We start from the raw sequence: 24,302 nt of genomic DNA on the forward strand, positions 1-24,302 counted from the left end.
GGCTAGCCGTGACCGCCATCGGTAAGGTGGCGTGCTGACAAACGAACGAGAGAGGGGAAGCCATTGCTTCCTCTCTCTTTTTTCGTTGGCCACTTTTCCACTGGATCCTGAACCTTGCCGCAGCCCGCTTTGCACTAGGCTCAGAGTTGGCAGAAGTGGATGGAGTCGCGGCCATGAGAGTCAGTCTGGGGAGCGCAATCCTGTGGGGATTGCTGATGTGGCAGAGTGCATGGGCGGCGCCAGCGGCCGAGTTGAAGATGGTCTACTTTGACGACTTTGCCCCATATTCGTGGCGTGACGAACAGGGCAGGATGCGCAGGCTGATGATAGACGTGATGGATCGGGTGGCAGCGCAGATGGGGCTGCGGGTGCGCCATGAAGGTTATCCGTGGCAACGGGCGCAAAAACTGGTGCGGATGGCGCAGGCCGATGGCTTTGTCACCATCGCCACCCGGGAGCGCCGCTCTTACACATTGGTGGTGGAGGAGCCCGTTACCACGACGGTTTTGACGGTATTTACCCGGCTTGGCCACCCCCGGATGAGCGATTTTCAGCGTGCCAGCCGCTTGAGCGACTTCAAATCACTTACCTTTCTCGACTATTTCGGTAACGGCTGGGGCAAGGAGAACCTGGCGGGCTTCACCGTTCATCACACCATCAATGTCGATAATGTTTTCAAAATGCTGGCGGCGGGTCGGGGGGACCTGATGGTGACCGACCCACTGGTGGCACGCTTCAAACTCAACCAGCTGGGATTGTCCGGGCAGGTGGTCGAGGTGCCGCTGCAGCTTGCCTCTACCCCGTTCAATCTCTGCATCGGCAAGCACTCCCGCTTCAATACCCGGATAACCGAGTTCAACCGTGCCCTGCAACAGCTGCGACAAAGCGGCGAGTTGGCGCGTATCGTCGAACGCTATCGTTGATGCGTTGCCGCCATCTGCGGTTTGCCAAGGGCGTGTCTATCTTGGCGTCATATCGGCGATGGTTGCCCAGAAGGCATCGATCAAGGGCCCCTTGCTGTGGGGCGGACGGATCAGGCCAATGGTCCAGCAGGCTTCCCCGTCTCTCAAGGGGAGGGTGAGCACATCCGGGTGCTCTATGGTGGTGGAGGAGGGGACCAGGGTCCAGGCGATCTCGGCTGCCGCGGTGGCGACGCCAGCGGCGAAGTCGTTGACGTACTGGATATCGCGAAAACGCAGCCCGCTCTGGGCCAGATAGTTCATCAGGTGATCGTAAAACGACGGGGCCTTGTCCCGACGCAGGATCGCCAGCGGCTTGTCCACCAGATCCGCCAACTCCCTCACATCGCGGTAGCTGGCGGGCAGCACGGCGACAAAGTGGGCTTCGACCACTGGCAGGGCGTGCCACCCCTTGGGGGCGGGCAGGCGACAAAAACCGAGATCCAGCTTGCCTTCACTGAGCGCCAGCAGCTGGTGGTGGGTGGAGAGATCGTTGAGCTCGATAGTCACCTGCGGCCGCTCGGCGCGAAAACGGGCAATGGCGGCGGGCACCAGGATTTTGGTGGCCACGCCAAAGCCGATGCGCAGGGTGCCGACATTGCCCGCCAGCACGTCGCGGGCGGTGCGCGAGAGCTGCTCGCTCTGGATGACCACAGCGCGGGCATCCTCATACAGCGCCCTGCCCAGTCCGGTGAGGCGAGTGGTGCTGGCGTTGCGCTCGAACAGCTCACCGCCAAGCTCATCCTCCAGCCGCTTTATCTGTTTGCTCAGGGCCGACTGGGTAACGTGCTGACGTACCGCCGCTTGGCCGAAGTGCAGCACCTCCCCCAGAGTGACGAAGGCTTTCAGATCCCGTAGCTCCATCAGGGCTCCTTTCATTCCTGTTGGGAATGTTGAGTGGTCAAATTTGTCATTGGACGGAATTTTAGAAGTGATGGATGCTTATGCCAATTCATTTCGGGTGCCCAGACAGGGGGCGCCGAGTTATCAGAGATGGCTGACACCATCAGCGCAGAAGGAGCAACACCAGATGCATCACCACAAGTTCAACGACTTCCCGAGCGATTTTCTGTGGGGCGCAGCCTCCGCCGCCTATCAGGTGGAGGGAGGCTGGAATGCCGATGGCAAGGGGCCCTCGGTGTGGGATCTCTTCACCAAGCTGCCGGGCAAGACCTTTGAGGGGAGCAACGGCGATGTGGCGGTGGATCACTACCACCGCATGGAAGAGGACGTGGCGCTGATGGCCGAGATGGGGCTCAAGGCTTACCGCTTCTCGGTGAGCTGGCCGCGCATCTATCCCACTGGTCGGGGGGAGGTGAACGAGGCGGGTCTGGCCTTCTACGAGAAGCTGATCGACACCCTCTTGGCCCACCAGATCGAGCCGGTACTGACCCTTTATCACTGGGATCTGCCGCAGGCGCTGCAGGATGAGTACGGCGGCTGGGAAGACCGACGCATTATCGAGGATTTCGAGCGCTACTGCGTGACCCTCTATCAGCGTTTTGCCGGCAAGGTGAAGTACTGGGTCTCTCTCAACGAGCAGAACTACAACCTGACCAACGCCTATCAGCTCGGCACCCATCCGCCGGCCGTGCAGGATCGCAAGCGCTTCTTTGCCGCCAACCATATCGCGTTTCTGGCCAACGCCCGGGTGATCAAGGCGTTTCGCCAGCATGTGCCAAACGGCCTCATCGGCCCGAGCTTTGCCTACTCCCCTGCCTATCCGGCGTCGTGCGACCCGAAAGATATGCTGGCCTATGAGAACGCCGAGGAGTTCAACAACCTCTGGTGGCTGGATGCCTACTGCTTTGGCCGCTATCCCCAGGCGGCGCTCGCTTACTTGCGGGAAAACGGTGAGGCGCCGGAGATCCTGCCGGGCGATATGGAGCTGCTGCGCGAGGGGACGCCCGACTACATTGGCGTCAACTATTACTACACCCTGACCTACACAGATAACCCCTTGGGCGGTCAGACCCTGCAGCGGATCAACACCACCGGCAAGAAAGGCACTACGCCGTCCAGCGGCATCCCCGGCCTCTACAAGACGGCGCCCAATCCGCACCTTGAGACCAGCAACTGGGACTGGGCCATCGACCCGACCGGTATGCGCATCGCGTTGCGTCGCCTCTCTTCCCGCTATGGTCTGCCGCTGATGATCACCGAGAACGGCCTTGGCGAGTTCGACAAGCTGGAGGCGGGCGACAAGGTGAATGATGCGTACCGCATCGATTACCTGCGCAGCCACGTCAAGGCGTGCCAGGAGGCGATGCAGGATGGGGTGGAATTGCTCGGCTACTGCGCCTGGTCGTTCACCGACATCCTGAGCTGGCTCAATGGCTACCAGAAGCGCTACGGCTTCGTCTATGTGGATCGTGACGAGCAGGGGGGCTCCCTTCGCCGGATCAAGAAAGCGAGCTTCCACTGGTACAGCCAGGTGATCGCCAGCCAGGGCAAGCAGCTCTGACGGTTTATCGCGTCGCGTAACAAGCGGGCCCGGGCAATCCCCGGGCCCGCGCTGTTTGTGGCGGGGGAGAGGGGGCAAGCTGGTTTCTCACCGTGCGACTCATCCCTCTTTGCTGATTTTTGTCCTGCCAAAGCCGCCGACCCCTGCTATTATCTGCGGCCGAACATGAGCCAATAAAAATCAGGATATCGTGATGACTGACCACACTTTTATTCCCGGCAAGGACGCGGCGCTGGAAGACTCCATCGAACGCTTCCAGACCAAGCTGCAAGCCTTGGGCTTTGATATTGAAGAGGCCTCCTGGCTCAACCCCGTGCCGAACGTCTGGTCGGTGCATATTCGCGACAAAGAGTGCGCCCTCTGCTTCACCAACGGCAAGGGTGCCAGCAAGAAGGCGGCCCTCGCGTCTGCCCTTGGCGAATATTTCGAGCGTCTCTCAACCAACTACTTCTTCGCCGACTTCTATCTGGGCGAGCAGGTCGCCAACGGCGATTTCGTTCACTACCCGAACGAGAAGTGGTTCCCCATCGAGGGTGACCAGTTCCCGGCCGGTCTGCTCGACAGCTTCACCCGCAAGTTCTACAACCCGGACGGTGAAGTGACCGCCGACATGCTGGTGGATCTGCAGTCAAACAACGAGGAGCGCGGTATCGTCGCCCTGCCGTTCGAGCGTCAGTCCGATCACGAGACCGTCTACATCCCGATGAACATCATCGGCAACCTCTATGTCTCCAACGGCATGAGCGCCGGCAACACCAAGACCGAAGCGCGCACCCAGGCGCTCTCCGAGGTGTTCGAGCGCCACGTGAAGAACAAGATCATCGCCGAGGCCATCAGCTTGCCGCTGATCCCGGACGAGATCATTGCCCGTTATCCGGGGATTGCCGCCTCCATCGCGGCGCTCGAAGCGGAAGGCTTCCCCATTTACAGCTTCGATGCCTCCCTGGGTGGCCGCTATCCGGTCATCTGTGTGGTGCTGCTTAACCCGAGCAACGGTACCTGCTTTGCCTCCTTCGGCGCCCATCCGCGCTTCGAAGTGGCCTTCGAGCGTACCGTCACCGAGCTGCTGCAGGGCCGCGGTCTCAAGGATCTCGACGTGTTTGTGCCGCCGTCATTCGACAACGAGCAGGTGGCGGATCACCACAACCTCGAGACCCACTTCATCGACTCCTCGGGCCTTATCAGCTGGGATCTGTTCAAGCAGGATGCGGACTTCGAGTTTGCCGACTGGGATTTTCGTGGCACCTCGCAGGAGGAGTTCGACCACCTGATCGGCATCTTCCACGAGCTGGAGCAGCCGGTCTATATCGCCGACTACGAGCATCTGGGTGTCTACGCCTGCCGCATTCTGGTGCCGGGCATGTCCGACATCTATCCGGCCGAAGATCTGCTGCTGGCCAACAACAATATGGGCGCCAACCTGCGCGAAGTGATCCTGGCACTGCCATCACTGGATTGGGATGCCGAGCAGTACATGGCGTTGTTTGATCAACTGGATGAAGAGGGGCACGACGAGCGTACCCGTGTACGCGAGCTGCTGGGCATCGCCGCTGCCAAGGGTACCGCGCTGCACACCCTGCGCGTTGGCGAGCTGAAAGCCATGCTGGCGCTGGCCGCCGGTGAGCTGGAGACTGCTCTCGATCTCATCGATTGGACCATGGAGTTCAACCAGTCGGTGTTCTCAGCCGAGCGTGCCAGCTACTACCGCGCCCTGCGTGCCTGCGTCGAGTTGTTCCTCGACGAGGAGCGGGATCCGGAGCAGTATCGCGCCGTCTTCACTCGCATGTATGGCGAAGAGACGCTGGCACAGGCATGGGCTAACGCCACTGGCGAAGCACGCTTCCACGGGCTGGAAGCGGCCGACCTGTCGCTCTCCCAATTCCCGCTGCACCAGAAGCTGCTGGCGGCCTACGAGAAGCTGCAGAAGGCCAAGCGAGCCCATCACTGGGCGTGATCGTTGTTGTAAAGGAAGGGGCCGAGTGGCCCCTTCTGTTTATCGTGCAGCAAGGCACGGGATTGTTATTCAAAGATGAAATAAAAAACAAAAAATACCCCTAAGGGGGTTGATGACAGGGCAGGGGATGTGCTGTCGATCTGCAAAGATATCTTGCCAATGCCACATTTCCATGCTCTAGAATAAATTCTTTAAAATCATTGCATTAAAAATGTGATATTTCTGTTTCAGCTGATACCTGGTGTAAAGTGGCGTAGCCATCGCACTAAAATATTTGTAGTAAAATTACATTCGCACTCTGATAAACTTGATCAATGTCAATTTTGGCTATTTGGCCCTTTGTTATGATTTCAACAGGCAAAACATTCAGGTAGAAAATAATTGAAAGCTGAATCTCCATTCGATTGTCTCAAGCCCGAAGCCATCGCTGCACTGGCTGAAGACATCACCTATGCCAAGGCTACCAAGCCGGCATACAAGGTCATTCCACTGGCCATCACCGCAGGCGCTTTCATCGCCATCGCATTTATCTTCTACATCACAGTGACTACCGGAACCGGCTCCATGCCTTGGGGTATGGCCAAGTTGGTGGGCGGTCTCTGCTTCTCTCTCGGACTTATTCTCTGTGTGCTGCTCGGTGCCGAGCTGTTCACCTCCACCACCCTGACGCTGGTGGCCAAGGCTGCCAATCGCATCAGCTGGGCTCAGCTGCTCAAGAACTGGGGTCTGGTCTACTTCGGCAACCTGATTGGCGGTCTGCTGATGGTGGCGCTGATCATCGTTTCTGCCGAGTACACGGCCGCAGACGGTCAGTGGGGTCTCAATGCCCTCAAAGTGGCCCAACACAAAATTCACCACACCTTCTTTGAAGCGGTGGCGCTGGGTATCCTCTGTAACCTGATGGTATGTCTTGCTGCCTGGATGGCCTTTGGTGCCCGCAGCGCGACTGACAAGGTAGTGGTTATGCTGCTGCCGGTTGCCATGTTCGTTGCATCAGGTTTCGAGCACAGCATCGCAAACATGTTTATGATTCCGGTTGGTATCGCTATCCACAGCGTGGCTAGTCCGGAATTTTGGCAGGCCATCGGCCAGGATCCGGCAACCTTTGCTGACCTGACCGTATCCAACTTCGTCCTACACAACCTCATCCCCGTGACCATCGGCAATATCATCGGTGGTGGCGTGATGGTTGGTCTGACTTACTGGTTTATCTTCCGTCGTCATCATTAAGGATGATTGCGGGATACTACATCAATACCGTGTGAGGTAATGAAAAATGGCAGAACTTAACGAACAGTTCCAAAAAGCATGGGAAGGCTTCGCGGCCGGTGAATGGCAGACCTCTGTCAACACCCGTGACTTCATCCAGAAGAACTACACCCCGTATGAAGGTGACGAGTCCTTCCTGGCTGGCGCGACCGAAGCGACCACCAAGCTGTGGGACAAGGTCATGGAAGGGATCAAAATCGAGAACCGCACTCATGCGCCGGTTGATTTTGATACTGACCTGCCCTCCACCATTACCGCACACGATGCCGGTTATATCGATCAGAGCCTGGAGCAGATCGTTGGTCTGCAGACTGACAAGCCGCTGAAGCGCGCCATCATCGCCAACGGCGGTATCAAGATGGTTAAAACTTCTTGCGAAGTGTACGGTCGTCAACTGGACCCGATGGTCGAAAAGATCTTCACCGAATACCGCAAGACTCACAACCAGGGCGTGTTTGACGTTTACACCAAAGACATCCTGAACTGCCGTAAGTCTGGTGTTATCACCGGTCTGCCGGATGCCTACGGCCGTGGCCGTATCATCGGTGACTACCGTCGTGTTGCTCTGTACGGTGTTGACTTCCTGATGGCCGACAAACTGGCCCAGTTCAAGTCCCTGCAAGCTGACCTGGAAAACGGCGTCAACCTGGAAGCCACCATCCGTCTGCGCGAAGAGATCTCCGAGCAGCACCGTGCCCTGGCACAGATGAAGGTGATGGCTGCCAAGTACGGTTGCGATATCTCCGTACCGGCCAAGAACGCTAAAGAAGCCGTACAGTGGACCTACTTCGCCTACCTGGCGGCAGTCAAGTCCCAGAACGGTGCAGCCATGTCCTTCGGTCGTACCTCCAGCTTCCTGGATATCTACATCGAGCGTGACCTGCAAAAAGGCCTGATCACCGAGCAAGAAGCCCAGGAGCTGATGGACCACATGGTCATGAAGCTGCGTATGGTTCGCTTCCTGCGTACTCCGGAATACGATTCACTGTTCTCCGGCGACCCGATGTGGGCGACCGAGACCCTGGCTGGTATGGGCGTTGACGGCCGTACTCTGGTCACCAAGAACAGCTTCCGTATGCTGAACACCCTGTACACCATGGGCCCGTCCCCTGAGCCGAACCTGACCATCCTGTGGTCCGAGAAGCTGCCGGTCGGTTTCAAAAAGTACTGTGCCAAGGTATCCATCGAAACCTCTTCCGTTCAGTACGAGAACGACGATCTGATGCGTCCGGATTTCAACAACGATGACTACGCCATCGCTTGCTGTGTATCCCCGATGATCGTTGGTAAGCAGATGCAGTTCTTCGGTGCTCGTGCCAACCTGGCCAAGACCATGCTGTATGCAATCAACGGTGGTATGGACGAGAAGCTCAAGATCCAGGTCGGTCCGAAAACCGAGATGGTCAAGTCCGAGTACCTCGACTACAACGACGTAATGGATCGTCTGGACCACTTCATGGATTGGCTGGCCAAGCAATACGTTGCTGCGCTGAACATCATCCACTACATGCACGACAAGTACAGCTACGAAGCCTCTCTGATGGCGCTGCACGACCGTGACGTATATCGCACCATGGCGTGTGGTATCGCTGGTCTGTCTGTAGCGGCTGACTCCCTGTCTGCCATCAAGTACGCCAAGGTCAAGCCGATTCGTGACGAAGATGGCGTTGCCATCGACTTCGAAATCGAAGGCGAATACCCGCAGTTCGGTAACAACGACGCTCGCGTCGATGATATCGCCTGTGAGCTGGTTGAGACCTTCATGAAGAAGATTCAGAAGCTGAACACCTACCGTGGTGCTGTTGCTACCCAGTCTGTTCTGACCATCACCTCCAACGTGGTATATGGCAAGAAGACCGGTAACACCCCGGATGGTCGTCGTGCTGGTGCTCCGTTCGGCCCGGGTGCAAACCCGATGCACGGTCGTGACCAGAAAGGTGCTGTTGCTTCCCTGACTTCCGTAGCCAAGCTGCCGTTCGCTTACGCTAAAGATGGTATCTCCTATACCTTCTCCATCGTTCCGAACGCACTGGGTAAAGATATGGAAGCCCAGAAAGCCAACCTGGCTGGCCTGATGGACGGTTACTTCCACCACGAATCCAACGTAGAGGGTGGTCAGCACCTGAACGTTAACGTGATGAACCGTGAAATGCTGCTGGACGCCATGGAAAACCCGGAGAAATATCCGCAGTTGACCATCCGCGTATCCGGTTATGCCGTTCGCTTCAACTCTTTGACCAAAGAGCAACAGCAAGACGTCATCACTCGTACCTTCACCGCTTCTCTGTAATCGAGACGTAGTGAGCAAAAACCGGCGCCAAGGCGCCGGTTTTTTTATGCGTGCGATTCAGGGGGAGTAATCATCCCCTGTGAATCGCCCCCAGTTTCATCGCAACCACAACAGCTGTTACTGGGTATTTGAAGAGGATTAAGGGGAGGGGGTCACCAGGATTGACCTAGGTCCCGTTTGTAATGCGATTATGCTTTATTCGCGCTCTAGGGGGATAGGCGGTTGCTTTGCCTGCCATTGCATCAGTGTTGCTATGGCTCGTGGAACAGCTGATCAGGTTTAAGGGGTGAACAGAGGCGCCATCGCGGGTATCAAGCAATACCCATAAGCCTGTGACTATGGAATCATTCTCTGCCTCTGCCTCTGCCTCTGCCTCTGCCTCTGCCTCTGCCTCTCTCAATGCGCAGCTGGGAGGGGGTCTGGTTTAGCCAGCCAGATATGTGTGAAGCTACAAACCCTGCTTGCAGAAACAACAAGGGCTGCACATTGTGCAGCCCTTGCCTCTGGAGAATAGCGGGTTGAGCGTGTCAGCTGGCCCAGGTGATGATGTGATCGATCCATTCACCCGCCTGATCCTCGTGAATGACTTTGCCACGGACGGATTGACCAGCCTGATGCATCGCGGAACGACTGCCGGTCAGCAGAGGATGCCACTCTGGAAGAGCGTCACCTTCAGACAGCAGGCGATATGCGCAAGTTGAGGGGAGCCAGTCATATTCGGCGATCTTGTCATGGGTGATCTGCAGACAGTCAGGCTCTTTTTTGAAACGATTGGCGTAATCAGAGCACTGACAGGTCTTGGTGTTAAGCAAATTGCAGGCGACATTGGTGAAAACCAGTTCGTCGGTATCTTCATCGATCAGCTTGTTGAGGCAGCATTTTCCGCAACCATCGCAGAGGGATTCCCATTCGGACTCAGTCATCTGCTGCAGACTCTTGGTCTGCCAAAAGGGGGCTTGCATCATACCGCTCACTTATTACACCTGATAAAACGCGTGGTTATACCCCTTGTTACCCGGTATTTCAAGGAGAGGGTCACTCCGGTGGGCAAATTGTCGTGATCAGCTCAAATGAATGCAATGACTTTCAGCCTCATCATATTGCTCAAACGGGTTCGCTGGTGGGCAGGAAGTCCCGCAGGTTTGAATACTTGGGCTGCATGATTGTCCAGTTCAGGTTTTATTTTCTGCTTCTTTATCCGTTACATCTTTTGATGTTTGTCTGCTTGCAGCAAGCAGGGTCAAATGATCTCCGATGCCTACCGTCAGGCTGTTGCAAGCTTGTCTTTCAAATAAAGCCGCTGGTCACAAATTGTTTGCGCCCTTCTGTCACTGCGACCCGCGGGAGAGCCTGCGCAGGCGTTCGTTTTTTGTCTTAATGATTGAGATAGATATCTTGCTCTGAATAGGCCAGCAGAGGTGTGCCGAGGTTAGTCCGTTTCGCGCCAAAGAAGCGGGTGAGTACGCCAGATTGCTGTCCTAGTCGCTGCAGCTTGACGTGATCCAACTCGATCTGCTCGGGTAGCCAGGTAAATACGGCGGCGCAGTGACCATTGCCCAGACTGCGCTCCAGGGTTTGCTGCCAGTTCTTGATTTTGGGGCTATGTACCACCAGCACTCTCTTGGGATCGATACCTCGCTCTTCCAGACGGCTGACTGTGGGGCGTCCCGGCGGGGCGATCAACAAGATCCAGCCGGTATGAGCCTCCCCAAGCTTTGTCAGCTCGCTCAGAAACTGATCATCGGACTGGATAGTCACACCATAATGAGCCAACTCCGCTTTGCAGGCGGTTCTGGTTGGCCAGGGCTTGCTCATGACACGATTCATCGCAAAGGGCAGTGAGTGCAGGGGCTGGTTCATATATGGGGTTCCTGTATGAATATCCAAGCTGTATGTGTATACAGTAGTTCTATCCTGTGGCAGTGACAAGGTGTTTTTGCTGAAAAATGTGATGGTGTTGGCATGTGTCGTTAGTAAGGTTATGTTTTTAAACACTATTTAATATAAAGCTGGTTGGGTGTTTTTCGTACTATGGACAAACCTTGCGTAACCGCCCATGGTTATACAGGTCATTTACAGGAGCTGCCGCCATGGATATCAGTACCTTGCAACGTCTTGATGCCAACATCTTGCTGGGCATCATCAATGAGAAGCTAAGGCTTGAGTGTGACGGGTTGGAGGAGCTGCTGGCCTATTACGATATGAGTGAAGAGCAGTTGGCAGGACGTCTGGATCAGATTGGGTACCATTACGATCCATTGAGCAATCAGTTCAAAGCACATCTTTAAGGGTGCAATGATTGCTTCATATTTATACGGTAATTTTTCAGGCACATTGAAACCGGTTTCAATGTGCCGTCTTGCTGCCTATTTTCAGGGATTTTCAAGGCTTGGCAATCTCTGAAAACCTATTCATGCCAGAATATTTTTATTGTTTCATTAAGTTTATGATAATAAAGGGAATGTTTGTTTTTATGCGATCAATTAAAGGAAAGGGTTTTCAAGCTTTTCAGGCTGTTTTTATCGGTTAAAGTGTGACTTGCGTTAACTTTTAATTCTGCCGCTTTAGTTAGTATTCTCACGCCGGTACATATTTTGAGATAACAACAGCGCCGGTCCCGCAAGCGGGATAACAATTTTATTTGTAACGAAGGAATATGGTTTATGGCTACCAAGAAGAAGACAGACCAGGATCTCCAACTGGATAAAGATCAGCTCAAGGCGAGTATCGTGCGTCACCTGCGTTCTACCTTGGGAACAAGCGAACAGAAAGCCTCTCCCGAAGCGTGGTGGAAAGCCACTGCTGCGGCTGTCAATGAACAGGTGTACGAGCGCCTGACCCGCACTCAGCAGACTCATTTCAAGAAAGATACTCGTGCGATTCACTATCTCTCTGCTGAATTCCTGATGGGACGATTGACTTCCAACAACCTGCACAACCTCTCCCTCTACAAGACTTGCGAAGAGGCGCTGGGCGAACTCGGTCTGGAACTGACCGACCTGTGCGAACAAGAGCCGGACATGGCACTTGGCAACGGCGGCCTGGGTCGTCTGGCTGCCTGCTTTATCGACTCGCTGGCCACTCTGAACTATCCGGCGGTTGGTTACGGTATCCACTACGAACACGGTCTGTTCCGTCAGGAAATTCAGGATGGTCGCCAGATTGAGCGCCCAGACTCCTGGCGTGAATATGGCAACCCCTGGGAGATCTGCCGTCCCGAGTCAGTGCAAGAAGTGCCGCTCTATGGTTACGTCGAGACCGTGTTTGGTGACAATGGCGGCCTGAAGAAGGTATGGCACGCCGGTCGCAAGATTAAAGGGGTGCCTTGGGATATTCCGGTGGTCGGTTTTGGCGGTCACACCGTCAACATCCTGCGTTTGTGGGAATCCCGCGCCTCCGAGTTTTTCGACTGGGACGTGTTCAACGCCGGTGGTTACATCGACTCCCAGGCGGAGAAAGCCCAAGCCGAGACCATCTCCAAGGTGCTGTATCCGAACGATGAGACCGATGCAGGTAAAGAGCTGCGTCTGATCCAGCAGTACTTCTTCTGTGCTTGCTCCATCAAGGACATCATGCGCCGCTACAAGCGGGTCCATGGCAGTGACTTCAGCAACTTTGCCGCGCAAATTGCCATTCAGCTCAACGATACTCACCCGACTGTCGCCATCCCGGAACTGATGCGGGTGCTTGTTGACGAGGAAGATCTGAACTGGGATGCCGCTTGGGCTATCTGCTATCAGGTCTTCTCTTATACCAACCACACTCTGCTGCCGGAAGCGTTGGAGAAGTGGTCGGTCAGCCTGTTCGAGAAAGTACTGCCTCGCCATCTGGAGGTGATTTACGAGATCAACGCCCGCTTCCTGAACGAGTTGGTGGAGCCCAAGTGGCCGGGCAACGATGCCATCAAGGCCAAGCTCTCCATCATCGAAGAGGGAGCCGTGCGCAAGGTTCGCATGGGCAACCTGTGCGTGATCGGTTCGTCCAAAGTGAACGGTGTGGCCGAGATCCACTCCAAGCTGGTGAAGGAAGATCTCTTCCCCGAGTATGCCGAGCTGTGGCCGGAAAAAATGTGCAACGTGACCAACGGGGTAACCCCGCGTCGCTGGCTGCTGGCCTGCAACCCGGAGCTGGCGGGTCTCTACAACGAAGTGGTGGGCAAGGAGTGGCCGCTGCAACTGGACAAACTGCGTGGCGTGGTGAAGTTTGCCGACGACAAGGCGTTCCAGCAGCAGTTCATGACCATCAAGCGTCACAACAAAGAGAAGCTGGTCAAGGTCATCAAAGACGAAACCGGTATCGATGTCAGTGCCGAGGCGATCTTTGACGTTCAGATCAAGCGTCTGCACGAGTACAAGCGCCAGCAGCTGAACCTCATTCACATCATGGCACTCTATCGTCGTCTGCTGGCCAACCCGGACTATGACATGCATCCGCGCGTGTTTATCTTCGGCTCCAAAGCGGCGCCCGGTTACAAGCTGGCCAAAGACATCATCTATGCCATCAACAAGCTGGCGGATCGGGTCAATAACGATGCTCGTATCCAGGGCAAGCTGAAAGTGGTGTTCATGCCGAACTACCGCGTGAGTCTGGCCGAGAAGCTGATCCCGGCGGCAGATGTCTCCGAGCAGATCTCTACTGCAGGTTATGAAGCATCCGGTACCGGCAACATGAAGATGGCACTCAACGGTGCAATCACCATCGGGACGCTGGATGGAGCCAACATCGAGATCGCCGAAGAGGCGGGGGCCGAAAACTGTGCCATCTTCGGTCTGAACGTGGACGAAGTGAAGTCGCTGAAGGCGCGCGGTTATAATCCGTACGACTTCTACTATGCCAACTCCGAGCTCAAGGCCGTGCTGGACTGGTTTGATACCGACTACTTCACGCCGGGTCGTCCGGGTGAGCTGGCCTCCATCAAGCGCTCTTTGCTGGAAGGGGGAGACCCTTACCTGACCCTGGCGGACTTCCAGTCCTACTCGGATGCACACAAGCTGATCGATACCTGGTATCGGGATCCGGCACTGTGGGCGAAGAAGGCCATCATCAACTCGGCCACCATGGGCAAGTTCAACTCAGACCGTTCCATCCAAGACTATGTGGATCGGATCTGGGATCTGAAGGCCTGCAACATCGGCTAATTAGATGCAGAGATGAAAAAAACGCAATGAAGTGAATCCCACGTTAGCTGGCGAATGACATGGCCTGAGTTCGGTACTCTACCCGGCTCAGGCCGTATAGTTTGAACTGTAGTGATCAACTAAATCCGGACACTTGGTTATGAGGTATCCTGATTTTCACAGACAGTCCCGATTGTTACGATGAGACAATCGGGGGTGTTGAATAAAATCGAGAGAACACAATTCACCAGAGTTTCGGGCAGAGTCGGTTCGACTGGTGTTGGAGCAAGGCCTTGGCCAAGCTGAAGCCGCCAGAAGGTTGGGTATAGCCAAGGGCACACTGAGCAACTGGGTGGTCGCAGCCAAAGGAGGAAAGGATACACATCGGCCCGCGTTCTGTCGCCGAGCTGGATGCTGAAGTGACCCGGCTACGCAACGCTCTCGCACAAGTCAACATGGTGCGCTACATCATAAAAATGTATGGTCTGCTCCTTATCTGCAGGCTTCAACTGATTTCCAGAAGTCGTTTGCGTCAATGTATCCGGTCTGTCTGTGAGCCGTTTTCCGGCTCTGGCCTTGATGGGAGCCGCACGTCGTCGTCCTAATAAAGCTATCAGTCACAAGAGACTGCTTTTTTAGCCAGGCTGCAACGTCGTGGGGTAACGCTTCTGTCATCTGTTTTGGGCTCGCAAAACCGGGTATGAGTTCTATCTGTTAAACGGCTGAGCTTGCGTCAGGATACGGTTGGTAATCCCTGCCGGATGTCAGCACTTTCCAGCAAATTCGCATTATCTTGTTGGCCAGGGCGATAAGGACCACATGGTGGTGATGGCGAGAACAGCTCAGGCTGCTTGATCCGGGACTGTCCGATCTTGTCAGGACACCTCAGTGAATGGTGGCGGGGGTAGTGGCTACAGGCTTCATCGACGGCAAGCTCGAAGAATGAGACCGAATTGCATCCGAGCGATTACTGCGTTATAGCAAATGATAATCATTGTTGATTGTATTTGCTGTCTTGCCCTGCTTTTTGCCTCAAGCGGACGGTGCCATGGATTGAAAAGCGCAAGGAATAGCTCATGATGACGAGGCATTAGAGCACGGTGTACGGCGACGGATCTGAGAGGGAGACAAGGATGGGGAAGTGGCGCTGGAGAGGATACTTGCTGTTGCTTTGGTTGTGGTGTTGGCCGCTGTGGGGCGAGGTGAAGGTGATCCCGGTCTTCGAGGCGCAGGCGGCGGTGCAGACCCTCAAGGAGATCTATCCCCAGCTTGGGGTGAGTGCCATGGGTAACCAGCTGGTGCTGAGCGGGACGCCAGCCCAGCTGCAGGAGGCCGAAGCCACGCTGGCGCAGATCAACCAGCCACCGCAAAGCCTGCTTATCGAGTGGCGGGTCGATGGTGCCGCCAGCGGTCAGCAACTGGGGGGCTCAATCAGTCGCGACGAGGCCAAGCGGCAGTGGCTGCTCGATGGCAACGCCCGGCAGTACCAGCGTAGCCAGAACGACAGCTGGCAGGTGCGCGGGCTGTCGGGCCGTCCCGTGCTGCTGCAGATGGGCTCCTATCAGCCGGTGACTTTCTACCAATGGAACGGGGGGGCAGTGGTGGGGATGATGCCGCTGGTGAACGGCCTCTATGCCACGGCCACCTTGATTGGCGATCGGGTGCAGATTGCGTTGAGCAGCGAACAGGCGAGGCTGGATCAGGGCACCATCAATCGTGGGCAGAGTGCCACCGAGGTGAGCGGGGCCTCGGGCCAGTGGCTGACGGTGGGAGAGCTTTCGACCAGCTCAGCGGATCAAGGAAGCAGCCTCGGCACCCAGCTACAGGGAGGGCGAGGCAGCCAGAGCGAGCGCCAGACCCTGCAGATCCGGGTCACTCGTCAATAGGTGTCAGCCCCGTTAGTGGGGCTGGTCTGCGGCATATTCCCGTAGCTGGCGACTGCGCAGCAGATACCAGAGTGACCAGAGGCTGGCGACCAGCACCAGTGCGGTGGGCCAGCTGAACGACCACTTCTGCAGATTGAGGCTGTGCAACTGCATCAGCATACCGCTGACGGCAGAGCAGAGCAGCAGCAGCGGGCTGTGGCGTCGAAGTCTGGCGCGAATGCTCTGGGTCTGCTGATAGGTGCCTCCGCAGGCGAGCAACGCCAGGATGGCGGGCACATCGGTCAGCAGGCTGATGTAGAGGGTGATCTTGTCCGGATAGAAGAGGGTCAGGATCTCGCTGCCGCTCTCGCGGGTGACCCCTGCCATCAAAAAGAGCCAGACCGAGCGGGTCAGCAACAGGGCGATGGGCCAGAACCAGAGGGGCGGGCGCAACTGGCCGTGATCGTCATATCGGTGTTCGGGGTAGAGGGTCATGGTTGCCCGTTATCCACTTGAATTGAGTGATGGAAGGGATATGGGGCGACGAAGCGTCCTTTGCAAGGCGTTGGGCGTGGCGCAAATTAATCGGGGGGCCATGCCCCCCAATCGGTTTCTTCAGATATCGCAGCGCGCGTCGGCGGCGTTACAGCCAGCCTTTGCGCTTGAAGAAGAGCCCGGTGCCGAGCGATGACATCACCATCAGCACCAGTGACATGGGATAACCATACTCCCAGGCGAGCTCCGGCATGCGGCCGAAGTTCATGCCGTAGATACTGGCGATCAGGGTCGGCGGCAGGAAGATCACGGCGGCTACCGAGAAGATCTTGATCACCTTGTTCTGCTCCAGATTGGTCACCCCCATGGAGGCCTCCAGCTGGAAGTTGATCTTGTCGAACAGGAACTGGGTGTGGGGCAAGAGAGATTCCACGTCGTGCAGCATCTCGTCGATCCACTTGTTCTGCTCCAGGCTCATGCGCTGGCGCAGGCTGCGTTTGAGGAAACGCAGGGCGCGGCGGGTATCATGCAGGGAGAGACGGATCTGGCCGTTGGCCTCTTCCTGCGCCATCAACTCCTTGAGCATGGGGTTGATCTGATCCGGCTCGAAGATCTGATCGGCGGTGTTTTCCAAGGTCTTGTAACCATCTTCGATAAGGTCGGAGAGGTACTCCACCTTGAGGTTCTGCACCTCCAGCAGGATGTCGAGGGCATCCTCCACTTCCAGCCGATCCTGGCGCATATAGTGGCGCAGCAGGCGCACCAGCCCGATGTCATCTTCGCGAATGCTGATCAGCAGGTTGTTGCGCAGGGTAAAGGAGACGTGGACACCCTTGGTGTCACGACCGATCCGCTGGGGAAACAGGGAGTGAATGTGCAGACCATCGGTATCCCAGTAAAAACGGGCGGATGCTTCGATGTCGTCGAGCTCTTCCTTGTCGGGGACCTCTTCCAGGAACAGGCCCGTCAACCATTCTCGCTCTGCCGTGTCCGGCTTGTAGGCATCCAGCCAGACCGTGTTGTCAGGTACTATGTCGTCAGGCCCGAGCGTGACTATGTCCAGCACCTTGTTGTTGAGAATGTAGGCGGTGATCATCTGTCCCCCCTTAAAAAGTCATGGGTAATCAGGGATGGTTGCACAGGTCATGCGGCCTTAGATCGCTGCAGAAGGCGATCCCGTGGATAAGCAGATCGGGCCGATGGAAAACCTGAATGCGGCGAACTATACAGGGGCGGGCCGCGCTTGTCAGGGGCTATTCATCAGGGATTCAGCCTGTTTGTTCAAAAAAACAGCGAGGTCGGATCACCTGAGCAGCTATACGGGGTAGAACCCAGCCTTTGGCTGGGGGAGGGCTAGCTGGGGCTGCTTGTTGCCGCTGCCCCGCTTCATCACATATTCGGATAATTGGGCCCAGAGCCCCCTTGTGGCGGTGTCCAGATAATGTTTTGACTGGGGTCCTTGATATCGCAGGTTTTGCAGTGGATGCAGTTGGCGGCGTTGATCTGCAGTTTGGCCGCGCCTTCCATTTCAAGCACTTCAAACACCCCGGCCGGGCAGTAGCGTTGGGCGGGTTCAGCCCAGGTGGGCAGATTGACCTCGACCGGAATGCGCTCGTCCTGCAGCTTGAGGTGGCAAGGCTGATCCTCGTCGTGACTGGTGTTGGCCAGATACACAGACGAGAGTTTGTCAAAGCTCAGCTTGCCATCGGGTTTGGGATAATGGATGGGCTCGCAGCGGCTGGCCACGCGCAGCTGACGGTAGTCGTGAGCCTTATCGAACAGCTTGAAGGGCGAGTTTGCGCCAAACAGCCGTTGCTCCAGCCAGTTGAAGGCACCGCCCAACCAGGGACCGTAGCGGTGAAGCGCCGCGCCGAAGTTGCGCGCCGCCTTGAGTTCGCGGGCCAGCCAGCTCTGGTGCAGCTCGTCACCATACTGGGCCAGATCCCGGCCTCCCTCATCGCCCCCCCGCAGCTCCATCGCGACGGTTTTTGCCGCCACCATGCCGGACTTCATGGCGGTGTGGATCCCCTTGATGCGGGAAAAGTCGAGAGTGCCCGCATCACAACCGATCAGCAGGCCGCCCGGGAAGTGCATACGGGGCAGGGCGTGCCAGCCCCCCTTGGTGATGGCGCGGGCGCCATAGCTGATGCGCTCCCCACCTTGCAACACGCCGGCGATAAGCGGGTGATGCTTGAGGCGCTGGAATTCGTCGAACGGGCTGAGCCAGGGATTCTGGTAGTTGAGATCGACAATCAGCCCGACCGCCACCTGATCCCCCTCCATGTGATAGAGATAGAAGCCACCGTGGCTATTGCCGCCCCCCTGCTTGCCAAGGGGCCAGCCACTGCCGTGCAGCACCTGTCCCGGGTTGCCCCGACCTGCTGGCAGTTGCCACAGCTCCTTGAAGCCGATGGCATAGTGCTGGGGCTGGGCAGGGCTTGTCAGATTGAATGTGGCGATCAGCTGCTTGCCGAGATGACCGCGGGCCCCTTCGGCAAAGAGGGTGTAGCGGCCGAGCAGCGCCATGCCGGGCACATGATCAGCTTTTGGATTGCCCGCCCGATCCAGCCCCAGATCGCCGGTGATCACCCCCTTGACCCGACCCGCTTCCATGATAAGTTCGCTGGCGGTAAACCCCGGGTATATTTCGACTCCCAGTTTTTCCGCCTGTTGGCCAAGCCAGCGGCAGAGATTGCCTAGGCTGACGATGTGACAGCCCTCATTGTGCATCCGGGGTGGCACCGCCCAGGCGGGGAGTTGCAGGGAGCGTTGCTCGCTTTGCAGCAGATGAACCTGATCGTCGCTGACCGGCACGCCGAGCGGCGCTTGCTGCCAGCCATCCGGCAGCAGCTCTTCCAAGGCGACGGGATCAAACAGGGCGCCGGAGAGCAGATGGGCGCCAATTTCGGCCCCCTTCTCCAGCAGACAGACAGAGAGAGTGGCATCCTGCTGTTTCAGGGCGATGGCTGCACTGAGCCCCGCCGGACCGCCGCCGACGATGACGACATCAAATTCCATTGCTTCCCGTTCCATCTTGCCTCTGCGCTCTGGTTGGCCTAGGGTAATGCTGGTAGTTTACGTAAACGTAAAGCAGTTGTAAGCAAAGCTGAGCAAGAAAAAGCAAAAAATCAGGGAAGAGCGTACTGCAACATACGCAGAGGCACACTAATGAATTCAATCCAAAGAGACGAGGCATGACCCCATGAAGCTGCTGGTCGCAATCAAACGGGTAGTCGACTACAACGTCAAGATCCGGGTGAAGGGAGACGGCTCCGACGTGGAGCTCGCCAATGTGAAGATGGGGATCAACCCCTTTTGTGAAATTGCGGTGGAGGAGGGGGTCAGGCTGCGGGAAGCCGGGGTTGCCAGCGAACTGGTGGTGGTGACCTTTGGCCCTGACGCTGCCGCCGAGCAACTGCGCCATGGGCTGGCGCTGGGGGCTGATCGGGCGCTGCACTATATAACCGGTGAGAGTGTCACCGATGAGACGCTCACCCCGCTGACTGTCGCCCGCGCCTTGCACAAGGTGTGTGAGCAGGAGCTGCCGGATCTGGTGCTGCTCGGCAAGCAGTCCATCGATTCAGACAACAATCAGGTGGCCCAGATGCTGGCTGCCCTCAATGATTGGCCGCTGGCGACCTGCGCGTCCGCCCTCAAGGTGGAAGCGGGAGAACTGCTGGTGACTCGCGAAATCGACGGTGGCCTCGAGACCCTGGGCATGCCGTTGCCTGCGGTGGTAAGCGCCGATCTGCGTTTGAATGAACCGCGTTTTGCCTCGCTGCCGAACATCATGAAGGCCAAGCGCAAGCCGCTTGATAGCGCTCCGTTCTCGACACTCGCCGTTGAGGTGGCCAACCAGACCCGTTTGCTCGGGGTGATGGCGCCGCCAGCCCGCAGCGCCGGGATCAAGGTGGGCTCGGTGGACGAGCTGGTGGACAAACTCAAACACGAAGCGAAGGTGCTGCCATGAGCGTGCTGATCATTGCCGAACATCATCAGGGCCATCTGGCCGACAATGTGGCACAACTGGTCACCGCCGCCGGATCCATCGGCGGTCAGGTTGACCTGCTGTTGCTCGGGCAGGGGCTGACCGAGGCGGGTGAACAGGCGGCTGCCATTGGCGGTGTCGACAAGGTGTTGCTTGCCGAACATCCCCGCTTGGCCGACGGGCTGCTGGATGGGGTGGACAAGCTGCTGGCCAGCTGGTGCGAAGGTTACAACCACTGCCTGATGGCGGCGAGTGCCATGGGCAAGGCGCTGCTGCCACAGGTGGCGGCTCGCCTCGGGGTGGAGATGCTCTCCGAGGTGACGGCTATCGAGAGCAGCGACACCTTCCTGCGCCCCATCTATGCGGGCAATGCCATTGCCAGAGTGGCAAGCTCGGCGCCCGTCAAAGTGATGACGGTGCGGGCCACCGCGTTTGCCAAGGCGGCGACGGGCGGGCAGGCTCTCATCGAACGCTTGGCCGTGCCCGAATTCGTTGGCCGTACCCGGCTGGTCGAGCGCCGCGCGGTGCGCTCCAGCAGGCCCGAACTGACCGCCGCCCGGGTGGTGGTCTCCGGTGGCCGGGCACTGGGCTCCAAGGCGCAGTTTGCTTTGATAGAAGCGCTGGCCGACAAGCTGGGCGGTGCCGTGGGGGCATCGCGAGCCGCCGTTGATGCGGGATATGTCGCCAACGATCTGCAAGTGGGGCAGACCGGCAAGGTGGTGGCGCCCGAGCTCTATATCGCGGTCGGTATTTCGGGCGCCATCCAGCATCTGGCGGGGATGAAGGAGTCGAAGGTGATTGTGGCCATCAACAAGGACAGCGATGCCCCCATCTTTCAGGTGGCGGACTACGGGCTGGTGGGGGATCTCTTCACTCTGCTGCCGGAGCTCACCGCCAAACTGTAAATTTGTCAGAAATGGCTGAGCTGTGGTCGTTTATGCGCTCTGCCCGCCATTTCTGTGCATGTTCCCTGCAAGCCCTGACCCGTTCAGGGCTTTTTCTACTGCAAGGGGGATGCAGAGTGACGGTAAAAGGTTGAGCCAGCTCCCAAAAAGCCTTTGATCCGCTGGCTGCTCTTGTGTAAAACCTGACAAGTCATCGATTACTCTCATCCACTCACGGAAAGCGTCATGAGCAAACAGATTTACAACTTCTGCGCCGGCCCCGCCATGCTGCCGGTTGAAGTCATGGAGCGCGCCCAGCGCGAATTTTGTAATTTTCAGGGGCTGGGAGCCTCGGTCATGGAGCTTTCCCATCGCGGCAAGCCCTACATGGCGGTTGCCGAGAAGGCTGAAGCGGATCTGCGCGAGCTGCTGGCGGTACCGGACAACTACAAGGTGCTCTTCATGCACGGCGGCGGCCGCGGTCAGTTCTCCGCCGTGCCCATGAACCTGCTGGGCGGGGCCAACAAGAAAGCGGACTTTCTGCTGACCGGTGTCTGGTCCCAGAGCGCGGTGGATGAAGCCAAAAAGTATGGCGATATCCAGACCTTCCAGGGGGTTGCCAAGAACGAGCAGGGGAGCTCTCACCTGCTGCCGACGCCGGCGTTTCGCACCGATGCGGCCTATGTTCACTACTGCCCGAACGAAACCATTGACGGCATCGAGATGTTCGACATCCCGGCCACCGGCGAGGTGCCGCTGGTGGCAGATCTCTCTTCCACCATTCTCTCCCGTCCTCTCGACGTGAGCCGCTTCGGCATCATCTATGCTGGCGCTCAGAAAAATATCGGGCCGTCCGGGCTCGCCATCGCCATCGTGCGCGATGATCTGCTGGATCAGGCGAGAGCCGATGTCCCCTCGATTTTTGACTACAAGCTCACCGCCAAGAACGACTCTATGTTCAACACGCCGCCCACCTACGCCTGGTATCTGGCCGGTCTGGTGTTCGAGTGGCTGAAAGAACAGGGTGGCCTCGAGGCGATGGAAGCGCGCAACAAGGAGAAGGCCGACTTCCTCTATGACTATCTCGATCAGTCGAGCTTCTATGGCAATCAGGTGGATGTCAGCTGCCGTTCGCGGATGAACATCCCGTTCCAGCTGAAAAATGCCGAGCTGGACAAGCAGTTCCTGGCCGAATCGGAAGCCGCTGGCCTGCTGGCCCTCAAAGGACACCGCATTGTCGGTGGCATGCGTGCCAGCATCTACAACGCCATGCCGCTGGAGGGAGTGAAGGCCTTGGTGAGCTTTATGGATGGCTTTGCCAAGCGCCACGGCTGAGAAGAGAGTACTCACATGCTTGCTGGCGGCCTCTCGTAACAACTCGTGAGCCGCTTCCAGCTATTGCAGTGATTCAAGACGCCGGGGATACCCCGGCGTCTTTTTTTCAACAGAACCAGCGCGCTGGCGTTTGCCGTGCGATTTCCCCTGAAAGTGCCCTTGCCGAGCGGGACGCAGGCTGTTAACGTCCGGACAGGCGTTTATTTTTGAGATAGCACAGGAAGTCTATGAATTCGTTGCGTTTGGAACCCATTTCTCGTGTGGCCGGTGAGGTCAATCTGCCCGGCTCCAAGAGTGTCTCTAACCGTGCGCTGCTGTTGGCGGCGCTGGCTCGTGGCACCACCCGTCTGACCAACCTGCTCGACAGCGATGACATTCGTCATATGCTGGCTGCGCTGACCCAGCTCGGGGTCAAGTACAAGCTCTCTGCCGACAAGACCGAGTGTACCGTGCAGGGTCTGGGTCGCAGCTTCGCGGTGAAAGAGCCGGTCAATCTGTTCCTCGGCAACGCCGGTACCGCCATGCGACCGCTCTGCGCCGCCCTGTGCCTAGGCTCCGGTGAATACACCCTGGGCGGTGAGCCGCGCATGGAAGAGCGTCCCATCGGCCATTTGGTGGATGCCCTGCGTGAAGCGGGTGCCCATATCCAGTACCTGAAACACGATGGTTATCCGCCGCTGGTGGTGGATGCCAAGGGGCTGTGGGGCGGCGATGTGCATGTCGACGGCTCCGTCTCCAGCCAGTTCCTGACCGCGTTTTTGATGGCGGCGCCGATGGCGGCCGGTGATACCCGGATCCACATCAAGGGGGAGCTGGTCTCCAAGCCTTACATCGACATCACTCTGCACATCATGAAGCAGTTCGGGGTGGTCATCGAGCACGACAACTACAAGCTGTTCTACATCAAGGGCAACCAGACCTACATCAGCCCGGGTGACTTTCTGGTGGAAGGTGATGCCTCCAGCGCCTCCTACTTCCTCGCGGCGGGTGCCATCAAGGGCAAGGTACGGGTCACCGGTATCGGCAAGCACAGCATTCAGGGTGATATTCACTTCGCCGATGTGCTGGAGAAGATGGGCGCGCGCATCACCTGGGGTGATGATTTCATCGAGGCCGAGCAGGCGCCGCTGCACGGAGTGGATATGGACATGAACCATATTCCCGATGCGGCCATGACCATCGCGGTTGCCGCGCTGTTTGCCGAGGGGCCGACCTCCATTCGCAATATCTACAACTGGCGGGTGAAGGAGACCGATCGTCTGCACGCCATGGCGACCGAGCTGCGCAAGCTGGGCGTCGAAGTGGAGGAGGGGCATGACTTTATCACCGTGACCCCGCCGACCCAGCTCAAGCATGCCGAGATCGATACCTACAACGATCACCGTATCGCCATGTGCTTCTCGCTGGTGGCGCTGTCGGATACACCGGTCACCATCAATGATCCCAAGTGCACGTCGAAGACCTTCCCGGATTACTTCGACAAGCTGGCCAGTATCAGCCAGCGTGGCTGATCACTGACAAACCCGTCATCACCGACGCTTCGGGCCCGCGCTGAGCGGGCCTTTTTGCCTTCCTCATCCGCACTTCTATTTCGCCTAGCATCATTTCAATAACTTGCAAGATTGATATATAAAATAGTTTTGTGATTGCTGTAATTTCCTATTTACACATGCCCTGTCGCG

18 protein-coding genes and 1 pseudogene are annotated in these 24,302 nt (G+C 57.4%); 13 read left to right on the plus strand and 6 right to left on the minus strand.

The annotated features are described in order from the left end of the window. Positions 1–173 precede the first annotated feature (173 nt). Complete coding sequence (locus AB5Y76_RS17130) at positions 174–923, plus strand: ABC transporter substrate-binding protein (RefSeq protein WP_263717078.1); 750 nt, start codon at positions 174–176, stop codon at positions 921–923. Between the two features lie 36 nt (positions 924–959). On the opposite strand, the gene AB5Y76_RS17135 is transcribed toward AB5Y76_RS17130, so the two are convergent. After that, positions 960–1,823, minus strand: a complete 864-nt coding sequence (locus AB5Y76_RS17135; RefSeq protein ID WP_120414109.1) for a LysR family transcriptional regulator — start codon at positions 1,821–1,823, stop codon at positions 960–962. Positions 1,824–1,989: 166 nt separating this feature from the next. Here AB5Y76_RS17135 and AB5Y76_RS17140 point away from each other — a divergent pair, with 166 nt between their 5' ends. The 4 genes from AB5Y76_RS17140 (at position 1,990) to pflB (ending at position 8,936) form a co-directional block, all read left to right on the plus strand. After that, positions 1,990–3,423 (plus strand): glycoside hydrolase family 1 protein, encoded by a 1,434-nt coding sequence (locus tag AB5Y76_RS17140; RefSeq protein WP_263717080.1) that lies wholly within the window; start codon positions 1,990–1,992, stop codon positions 3,421–3,423. Positions 3,424–3,616: 193 nt separating this feature from the next. After that, positions 3,617–5,377 (plus strand): 30S ribosomal protein S12 methylthiotransferase accessory factor YcaO, encoded by a 1,761-nt coding sequence (ycaO, locus tag AB5Y76_RS17145; RefSeq protein ID WP_263717081.1) that lies wholly within the window; start codon positions 3,617–3,619, stop codon positions 5,375–5,377. A 381-nt stretch (positions 5,378–5,758) separates the two neighbouring features. Beyond that, positions 5,759–6,607: a formate transporter FocA gene (gene focA / locus AB5Y76_RS17150; protein WP_005333620.1), complete on the plus strand. Its 849-nt coding sequence runs from the start codon at positions 5,759–5,761 to the stop codon at positions 6,605–6,607. Positions 6,608–6,653: 46 nt separating this feature from the next. Beyond that, on the plus strand, positions 6,654–8,936 hold the full coding sequence (pflB, locus tag AB5Y76_RS17155; RefSeq protein ID WP_139478059.1) for a formate C-acetyltransferase: 2,283 nt from the start codon (positions 6,654–6,656) through the stop codon (positions 8,934–8,936). Positions 8,937–9,463: 527 nt separating this feature from the next. Here pflB and AB5Y76_RS17160 read toward each other — a convergent pair. Next, positions 9,464–9,898 (minus strand): YcgN family cysteine cluster protein, encoded by a 435-nt coding sequence (locus AB5Y76_RS17160; RefSeq protein ID WP_005352569.1) that lies wholly within the window; start codon positions 9,896–9,898, stop codon positions 9,464–9,466. A gap of 412 nt (positions 9,899–10,310) precedes the next feature. Further along, positions 10,311–10,796 (minus strand): hypothetical protein, encoded by a 486-nt coding sequence (locus AB5Y76_RS17165; RefSeq protein WP_064335890.1) that lies wholly within the window; start codon positions 10,794–10,796, stop codon positions 10,311–10,313. A gap of 230 nt (positions 10,797–11,026) precedes the next feature. Between AB5Y76_RS17165 and AB5Y76_RS17170 the strand changes: the two genes are divergently transcribed. The 4 genes and pseudogenes from AB5Y76_RS17170 to AB5Y76_RS17185 all read left to right on the plus strand — a co-directional run bounded on the left by AB5Y76_RS17170 (position 11,027) and on the right by AB5Y76_RS17185 (position 15,939). Next, positions 11,027–11,224, plus strand: coding sequence for a DUF4250 domain-containing protein (locus AB5Y76_RS17170; RefSeq protein ID WP_005333612.1), 198 nt, complete (start codon positions 11,027–11,029; stop codon positions 11,222–11,224). Positions 11,225–11,599: 375 nt separating this feature from the next. Next, the gene (locus tag AB5Y76_RS17175) at positions 11,600–14,074 is read left to right on the plus strand and encodes a glycogen/starch/alpha-glucan phosphorylase (RefSeq protein ID WP_040066347.1); all 2,475 of its coding nucleotides are present in this window, start codon (positions 11,600–11,602) and stop codon (positions 14,072–14,074) included. A gap of 202 nt (positions 14,075–14,276) precedes the next feature. After that, positions 14,277–14,553 (plus strand): annotated as a pseudogene (locus tag AB5Y76_RS17180) (transposase); the annotation flags it as partial. 633 nt (positions 14,554–15,186) lie between these two features. Further along, the gene (locus tag AB5Y76_RS17185; RefSeq protein WP_263717083.1) at positions 15,187–15,939 is read left to right on the plus strand and encodes a hypothetical protein; all 753 of its coding nucleotides are present in this window, start codon (positions 15,187–15,189) and stop codon (positions 15,937–15,939) included. A 12-nt stretch (positions 15,940–15,951) separates the two neighbouring features. Here AB5Y76_RS17185 and AB5Y76_RS17190 read toward each other — a convergent pair whose 3' ends face one another. The 3 genes from AB5Y76_RS17190 to AB5Y76_RS17200 all read right to left on the minus strand — a co-directional run bounded on the left by AB5Y76_RS17190 (position 15,952) and on the right by AB5Y76_RS17200 (position 19,446). Beyond that, positions 15,952–16,413, minus strand: a complete 462-nt coding sequence (locus AB5Y76_RS17190) for a DUF2919 domain-containing protein (RefSeq protein ID WP_252657000.1) — start codon at positions 16,411–16,413, stop codon at positions 15,952–15,954. A gap of 148 nt (positions 16,414–16,561) precedes the next feature. Continuing rightward, entirely contained in the window at positions 16,562–17,509 is a 948-nt protein-coding gene (corA, locus tag AB5Y76_RS17195; protein ID WP_005337059.1) for a magnesium/cobalt transporter CorA, read from the minus strand. A 293-nt stretch (positions 17,510–17,802) separates the two neighbouring features. Further along, positions 17,803–19,446 carry an electron transfer flavoprotein-ubiquinone oxidoreductase gene (locus tag AB5Y76_RS17200; protein WP_263717084.1) on the minus strand — a complete coding sequence of 548 codons (1,644 nt, stop codon included), beginning with the start codon at positions 19,444–19,446 and terminating at the stop codon, positions 17,803–17,805. A gap of 169 nt (positions 19,447–19,615) precedes the next feature. On the opposite strand from AB5Y76_RS17200, the gene AB5Y76_RS17205 reads away from it, so the two are divergent. The 4 genes from AB5Y76_RS17205 to aroA all read left to right on the plus strand — a co-directional run bounded on the left by AB5Y76_RS17205 (position 19,616) and on the right by aroA (position 24,131). Then, entirely contained in the window at positions 19,616–20,383 is a 768-nt protein-coding gene (locus AB5Y76_RS17205; protein WP_263717085.1) for an electron transfer flavoprotein subunit beta/FixA family protein, read from the plus strand. Continuing rightward, positions 20,380–21,306: an electron transfer flavoprotein subunit alpha/FixB family protein gene (locus AB5Y76_RS17210; RefSeq protein WP_263717086.1), complete on the plus strand. Its 927-nt coding sequence runs from the start codon at positions 20,380–20,382 to the stop codon at positions 21,304–21,306. Before AB5Y76_RS17205 ends, AB5Y76_RS17210 begins: the two co-directional genes overlap by 4 nt. 225 nt (positions 21,307–21,531) lie before the next feature. Further along, a complete protein-coding gene (gene serC, locus AB5Y76_RS17215; protein ID WP_263717087.1) occupies positions 21,532–22,620 on the plus strand; it encodes a 3-phosphoserine/phosphohydroxythreonine transaminase in 1,089 nt (362 codons plus the stop codon). A gap of 227 nt (positions 22,621–22,847) precedes the next feature. Then, a complete protein-coding gene (aroA, locus tag AB5Y76_RS17220; protein ID WP_005351267.1) occupies positions 22,848–24,131 on the plus strand; it encodes a 3-phosphoshikimate 1-carboxyvinyltransferase in 1,284 nt (427 codons plus the stop codon). The last annotated feature ends 171 nt before the right edge of the window (positions 24,132–24,302 follow it).

It is taken from the genome of Aeromonas sp. R1-2 (assembly GCF_040908505.1).
GTDB classification, from domain to species: domain Bacteria; phylum Pseudomonadota; class Gammaproteobacteria; order Enterobacterales; family Aeromonadaceae; genus Aeromonas; species Aeromonas veronii.